This window comes from Methylobacterium sp. J-048, assembly GCF_022829515.1.
In the GTDB taxonomy this organism is placed as follows: domain Bacteria; phylum Pseudomonadota; class Alphaproteobacteria; order Rhizobiales; family Beijerinckiaceae; genus Methylobacterium.
The window spans coordinates 1-379 of record NZ_JAKSYL010000028.1 but is presented as its reverse complement, the minus strand read 5'-3'; the positions used below and the strand labels follow the sequence as shown (position 1 = coordinate 379).

The 379-nt window shown below is 72.3% G+C and carries 1 protein-coding gene; it reads right to left on the bottom strand.

Annotated features, from left to right (window positions below):
• Positions 1-379: 1-deoxy-D-xylulose-5-phosphate synthase N-terminal domain-containing protein (locus MKL09_RS00900; protein ID WP_409566884.1), on the bottom strand; the 379-nt coding region annotated here is incomplete at both ends.

Here is a 379-nt window from a genome sequence, read left to right as displayed (position 1 = left end):
TCGAGGTCGCGGGCGACCGCCATGCCGAGGGCGGCCGAGATCGAGGTCGAGGAATGGGCGGCTCCGAACGGGTCGTAGACGCTCTCGGAGCGCTTGGTGAAGCCGGACAGGCCGCCGCCCTGGCGCAGGGTGCGGATGCGGTCGCGGCGCCCGGTGAGGATCTTGTGCGGGTAGCATTGGTGGCCGACGTCCCAGACGATGCGGTCGTCGGGGGTGTCGAACACGTGGTGCAGGGCGACGGTGAGCTCGACCACGCCCAGGCCCGAGCCGAGATGGCCGCCGGTGATCGACACGGCGTCGATCATCTCGGCCCGCACCGCGTCCGCCACCGCCTGCAGCTCGGATTCGGGCAGCTGCCGAAGCGCGGCCGGCTCCGGGA